Consider the following 5,656-nt stretch of genomic DNA (forward strand, 5'->3'; position numbering starts at 1 on the left):
GGGGTGAGGGGGCTGCGACGCCCGATCGCGGGACGTCGTCCGCCTGCTCGCTGACCTGTCAAACGGCGGCTCGTGACCGGCTGCGTGAGAATCATTCGCTCACCCTCACCCCCGGCCCCTCTCCCTGAGGGAGAGGGGAGGACGACCACAGGCCGCCTGAATCACTCGGCCTGTTCGCCCGAGGCCTCTTTCGCCTGTTCATCCGCCTGTTTGTTGGCAACTTCGTGCACCCATTGCGGCAGGCTGAACCGGCGGGGGGCGCCGCCGTGGCCAGTCAGGTAATCCTTCCGCTTCAGCCCCCGCGAACGGCAGGAGTGGCCGAGGGTGCGGATCTTGGAGAGCAGCGTCTCGACCGGCACGCCGGACGCCTCCGACAACGCCGGGACGGTGAACTCCGCTTCCGGCTCGAACTGCTGGGCGGCGAGCGTCAGGAACTCCCCGCAGGCCAATGAGAGTAGTTGATTGAGGCCCCGCCGCACCGCTTGCGGGTCGGTCGGAACGGGCCCCTCGTGCGTACCGCGGCCCTTCCTGCCGGGACCGCCGGGACCGCGGCCGGGGCCGTGACGACGCCCGCCGTCGGGAGCGTCGAGGGGGCGCATGAGCCGACGAACGAGTTCGCGCTCGGCGGGGATCGTGGGATCGAAAGTGACTTGCATCAGGGGAAGCGTCAGGGGACGAGTCTCGAAATCGGCGACCGACAGGCCACCCGTGAGCAGAAAGCATCGCAACGAGACCTGGCCTGTCAACTGGCCTGATAGGCAGCCTGTATAAAAATCGCTAACCGCCTGCGTGAAGACGGGGCGGTCGCGGCGCCGTCGGAAAGGCTCTGTCGCGGTCGCGGAGCGGGGCCGACAGACTGCCCGGTTCCAGTTCCTTCTCCCGGCTCGACGCTTCTTCCGTGCGGATCTGCGTGATCTTCAACCCCGCCGCCGGCCGTCGTCGTGCGCGGCGGCGGCTGGCCGGGTTTCTGGAGCGATGGGGAAACCGAGTGACGCTGCGGCCGACCGAACGCCCCGGACACGCTGCCGGACTCGCCGCGACCGCAACAGGTGAGGGGTTCGACGTCGTCGCCGCGGCCGGCGGGGACGGCACGGTCCACGAAGTCGCCGACGGGCTGCTGCGCGCGACCGGCGGGGCGAACGGTCCGGGAGCGGGGCAGGCCGGGCCGATCTTCGCCGTGGTCCCGATCGGCAGCGCCAACGACTACGCCCACAGCCTGCAACGGCAGTTCGGAACTTCTCCGCTGGACAGCCCGGCCGCCCACGCCGTGGACGTCGGTCGGCTACGGTGGACCGCGTCCTCGGCGGACGGATCAGACGGCGAGGAGCGGGAGCGGTTCTTTGTCTGCTGTTGCGGGGCTGGCCTCGCCGGCCGGGTGACGCTCGAAAGCCGCAAAATCGGCTGGTTGCAGGGCGTGCCGCTGTACGGGCTGGCGGCGATGCGGGCCGTGCGGGCGGCCGGGACGCCGGCGGAGTGGACGGTGACGCACGACGACGCCGCGCCGGTCGTTTGGCCGACGCGTTCCTTCCACCTGCTGCTGGGGCGACGGGAGGGCGGGTTCCTGCTGGCGCCGGACGCCTCGCTGAACGACGGTCTGTTCGACGTGGTCCGCCTGGGCGCCGCCGGCCGGTGGGGGATGATGCGGATGCTGCCGGGCCTGGCCCGCAGCGGCCCGCCGGTCGCTCACCCGCACGTCGCCCTCGGCCGCTGCCGCTCGGCGTCGGTGGAGAGCCCGACCCCGCTGGCGGTGCACGTCGACGGGGAGTTGGCCCTCATCCCGGAGAACGGCGTCCGCAGCGTGCGAATCGATCTGCTGCCGGGCCGGTTGCGGGCGAAAGTGTGTGCGGTGCGTTCGTAGGTTCTGATCGTCCTCCCCTCGCCCCCTCTTTTAAGGAACGCCGGGGGGGGAGAGGTTGGGGGCGAGGGGGCTGACGCCGATCGATTGCTGCTCACGATCCCGCTGTTCTCCCGGAGATCGGCCGGTCGCCGGCGGTCGAGCGTCCCGGACGCTTGGAGCGTCCGGGACGCTGCGTTCGCTCGGAAACACTCTGTGCACGGCTGCGTGCGAAGGCTCGCTCACCCTCACCCCCGGCCCCTCTCCCTGAGGGAGAGGGGAGGACAACGGACGGCCGTCCCCCGGTTAATCCTCGTCCGCCTGGTCCGCCTGCGGAACCGATTTCGTCAATCGATATCCGTCGCCCTCCAGCACGATTCCCCGCACGCCGCGGTTCTCGTTGTAGGCGCGGTGCATCGCCGGGACGTCGTCGAACCAGCCGACGACGTACGCCGCCCCGATCGCTTCCCCCTTGGCGACCGGGCGGCGGTGTAGCTCTTGAATAAAGCAGATGTAGCCGCGTTCGTGGCACCACGCCTCGGCGACCGCCGCCGGGTCCAGCGTCATGCCCGCCAGCCAGGGGCCGGGTTCGGCGTCGTCCCCCTCTCCCAGTCGCACCTGATAGGCGCGAATCATGCGATTCGGCACGTCGCCCGTTCGTTGATAAAGAAACCGCTCGTCCGGGCCGAACCGCTCGGAGAACGCCGACGCGGGGATGGGGGCGTCCTGATAACTCAGATAGATTTGCTCGAACGTGCTCCCACGCTCGCCCCCATGTTTCAGGTGGCCGGGCATATCGATTCGATAAAAGAGATCGTCGACGGCGTTCGCGCTGACGATCCGCTCCGCCGTCAGGACATATCGCAGGCCGGGGCGAAACAGCAGGGTCTGTTCCCACGTCGACCCCGGTTCATAGCCGGCGCCGGCTTCGGTGAACGTGTGCCGCAGGCGGACCGCGGCGAAGCCGTCGCCGCGGGTGACCTCCCCCGTCAATCGCTTCGCCTGTGTGCAAAGTTGCGGGCCCTCGACGTAGTGCTTGGGCAGGTCGCCGTGCAGCTTCGGATCGCGTTCGTAGCCGTCGTCGCGCCAGCCGGGCGCCATGAGGAAGTCCATGATGTGCAGGCCGAAGCCGAGGTCCGTCGCCCCCGTCCGCTTGTCCCGCAGCGAACCGGCCTGCACCCCGCTGACGTACCCGGCCAGCGGGATCGTCGCGGACAGGGCGTCGGTCTCCACGAGGATTGCGTCCTCCCTCTCGGTGACGGTCACGAACCCCGCGACCGGCGCCGGGCCGTTGCCCCGGGAAGCCTCTTCAACACGGGAACGACTGTCCTGAGCGACGGCCGAACCGCCGAGCGCCAGCAGAACGGCCGCGGCGGCGAACGGGCGCAGCGATATCAACGGGCAGGACGGCATCGGAGACTCCGGGGAAACGAACGCCCCACCCTGTGCGTCCGCCGCACGCCCCGACAAGCGGACGCGGATTCCGGGTTTTCGCGTCCAGGCTTCAGCCGAACTTCCGCAGATAAATCCCGCCGCCGAAGTTCTTCCGGCAGAGCGGCATCTTCTCTTCCATAAACTCCGGGAACTCCAGGTTCACGTAGTGGTTAAACAGGACGATCTCCCAGTCCCGATTGCCCATCAAGAACGCCTGCAACAAATACAGTTCGTTCCAATAGACGCCTTCTTTCAACCAGTCGGCGGGGTACTCGAACGGATAGAAGATGTCGTGAACATGAACCAGCGTGCCGGTCCGCAGCGTGGGCAGCACGTCGAACAGCAGCATCTGCAGGTCGCTGCCCGGTTTCATGACGTGGCTGGAGTCGATGAACAGCAGATCTCCCGCGTCTAACTGCTCAAACGGCGTCACGCCCGCCCGCTGCACCGTCGATTCGATCAACGTCACCCGCGGATCGGCCTCCGGGTCCACCAGCTTGCGGAGGCGGCCCGGGTACGGCTCCACGAACGTCAGTTCGCACTTCTGCGGCCCGAATCGGTCGAGCGTGTCCAACATCACCGCGGAGGAGAACCCCGACCCCACTTCGACCACCCGCCGCGGTTGGAAGTGACGGAGGAAGGCGTACAGCAGGATCGCGTCGCTGTAGCAGAACATCGTTTGATCGAAGTAATACCGGCAGCCCTCCGTCTGACGTTCCGGGAACGGCTGCTCCGGGTAGAACGCCGCCAAGTCCTCCAACAGGGCCCGTTGAGCGTCGCGGTTCATATCGACGCCCCCCAGTCCGGTCTGAACCAAGCCGGCCCCTTCGCCGGCCGGGGCATTCGGACGGAGGGTCGCCGCGTCGATCGCCGCGGCTCGCCGGAGTCCCTCCGCGATCTCTTCCTCGGAGGGCAGGGGCGAATGGAAGTGTCCCGGCGGATAGATCCCGTGCCCGGCGACCAGCTCCCGCAGCTTCGCGATCGGGGCGATTTGGTCCGTCAGATGACGCAGCGTCGAGCGCAACACGGCCGGTCTCCTCCTGAAACAAAGGCGGCCGGACGGCCTGTCGCGGCCGCGAGGCAGGGAATCATCGGGCAGGGATCACAGTCGGCGTCGGTCGCGGCTGTCAAGGCGGCTCGGAGACTTGCGGCACGGGGTTCGGAGCCGTGTCGCGGGTGCGGGATCGGCGGCTCGTTCCCGGGCGCGTTCGAGGTAAAAACAGGCTCGTCGAGAGCTCAAACTCCGGCCTTCGGCGCCGGCTCTCGAAATCCCCGCCAAGATTCCCCCCGCCGCGGCGAACAGCCCCCCATGATGGACGCCGCCGCCACCCCGACGACCTGGCTCATGCTCCTCGTCGCCCTCGCCGCCGTGTTGCTGATCGTCGTGCCGCTGGTCACGGCGATCGTGCTGGCCGTCCGCGGACGACGCGGTTGGGCCGTGGCGGCGGGAACCGTGGCGATGACGGTCTTTCTGCTGGGCGGGACGTTGATCAGCGTGCGTACGGCGGACCACGGACAGCGGGAGTACCAGATTGCGGTCGCCGAACAACGGCAGCGACACGTGGAGTCGATGACGCAGTACCAGGCGGAGGTCGACCACATGCGGCTGACGACTCGCTTCGCCAACGACGACCGCGTGCAGGTCCGCGACGACGGGGTATTCGTCACGCAGGAGGGGCCCGACGGACAGGAGGAGGAAGTGCGGGTCGGCCCGCCCGCCCCGTGGCGGGACGCCGCTCGCCAGCACGACGAACGGCTGCGGCAGCGGGACCAGGAGCGTCGCCGCAATGAACGCCGCCCGCAGCAGGTTCACGCCCCCGTGCCCGCCGATCTGGTCAGCGAAGACGATCTGCCGGAGTGGATCGCGAACCCGGGCACGCATCGCATCGTGGTGGTCGGCCCGCTGACGACGGATGAGGACGGCGGCCCGACCGCCGCCCGCGCCGCCGCCGAGCGCACCGCCGCCGCGCAACTCGCCGAAGCCGCCGGCCTGCCCCCCGACGCGCACGTCAATCCGGACGACGTCACGCGCTCCGTTCGCCGGGCCGCGGTCGTGCCCTTCACCCGCACCACCGGCGAGAACGCGTTCACGGTGTATCAGGGCCACCTGTTGGTGGACGCCTCGCCGCAGTCGCTCGATCATCTGCACCGCGGCTATCGCAGCCGCATCGGCAACGAGCGGGCCGTGTGGGCCGTCGGCGGCGCCGGCGCCTTGGTCGTCCTCTTCAGCGGTCTGTGGGGCCTCGGCCGCCGCAAGCTGCGACGGGCGTGAGGCGAGTCGGCTCGTCCTCCCCTCGCCCCCTCTTTTGAGGAACACTGGGGGGAGAGGGGCTGGGGGTGAGGGTGAGCGATTTCTCACCCGCAGGCGTTCGTAGAGCGATGCACAGA

5 protein-coding genes are annotated in these 5,656 nt (G+C 69.1%); 2 read left to right on the forward strand and 3 right to left on the reverse strand.

The window, feature by feature from the left end:
• Positions 1 to 161: 161 nt before the first annotated feature.
• Positions 162 to 656: a hypothetical protein gene (locus LzC2_RS19875; protein WP_171189776.1), complete on the reverse strand. Its 495-nt coding sequence runs from the start codon at positions 654 to 656 to the stop codon at positions 162 to 164.
• 242 nt (positions 657 to 898) lie between these two features.
• Here LzC2_RS19875 and LzC2_RS19880 point away from each other — a divergent pair, with 242 nt between their 5' ends.
• Complete coding sequence (locus tag LzC2_RS19880) at positions 899 to 1,858, forward strand: diacylglycerol/lipid kinase family protein (protein ID WP_171189777.1); 960 nt, start codon at positions 899 to 901, stop codon at positions 1,856 to 1,858.
• Positions 1,859 to 2,140: 282 nt separating this feature from the next.
• Here LzC2_RS19880 and LzC2_RS19885 read toward each other — a convergent pair whose 3' ends face one another.
• Positions 2,141 to 3,232 carry a hypothetical protein gene (locus tag LzC2_RS19885; RefSeq protein WP_171189775.1) on the reverse strand — a complete coding sequence of 364 codons (1,092 nt, stop codon included), beginning with the start codon at positions 3,230 to 3,232 and terminating at the stop codon, positions 2,141 to 2,143.
• A gap of 106 nt (positions 3,233 to 3,338) precedes the next feature.
• Complete coding sequence (locus LzC2_RS19890; protein ID WP_171189778.1) at positions 3,339 to 4,295, reverse strand: class I SAM-dependent methyltransferase; 957 nt, start codon at positions 4,293 to 4,295, stop codon at positions 3,339 to 3,341.
• 282 nt (positions 4,296 to 4,577) lie between these two features.
• Between LzC2_RS19890 and LzC2_RS19895 the strand changes: the two genes are divergently transcribed.
• Positions 4,578 to 5,540 carry a hypothetical protein gene (locus LzC2_RS19895; RefSeq protein WP_171189779.1) on the forward strand — a complete coding sequence of 321 codons (963 nt, stop codon included), beginning with the start codon at positions 4,578 to 4,580 and terminating at the stop codon, positions 5,538 to 5,540.
• Positions 5,541 to 5,656: the final 116 nt, after the last annotated feature.

The organism is Alienimonas chondri (assembly GCF_013036045.1).
Lineage (GTDB): Bacteria > Planctomycetota > Planctomycetia > Planctomycetales > Planctomycetaceae > Alienimonas > Alienimonas chondri.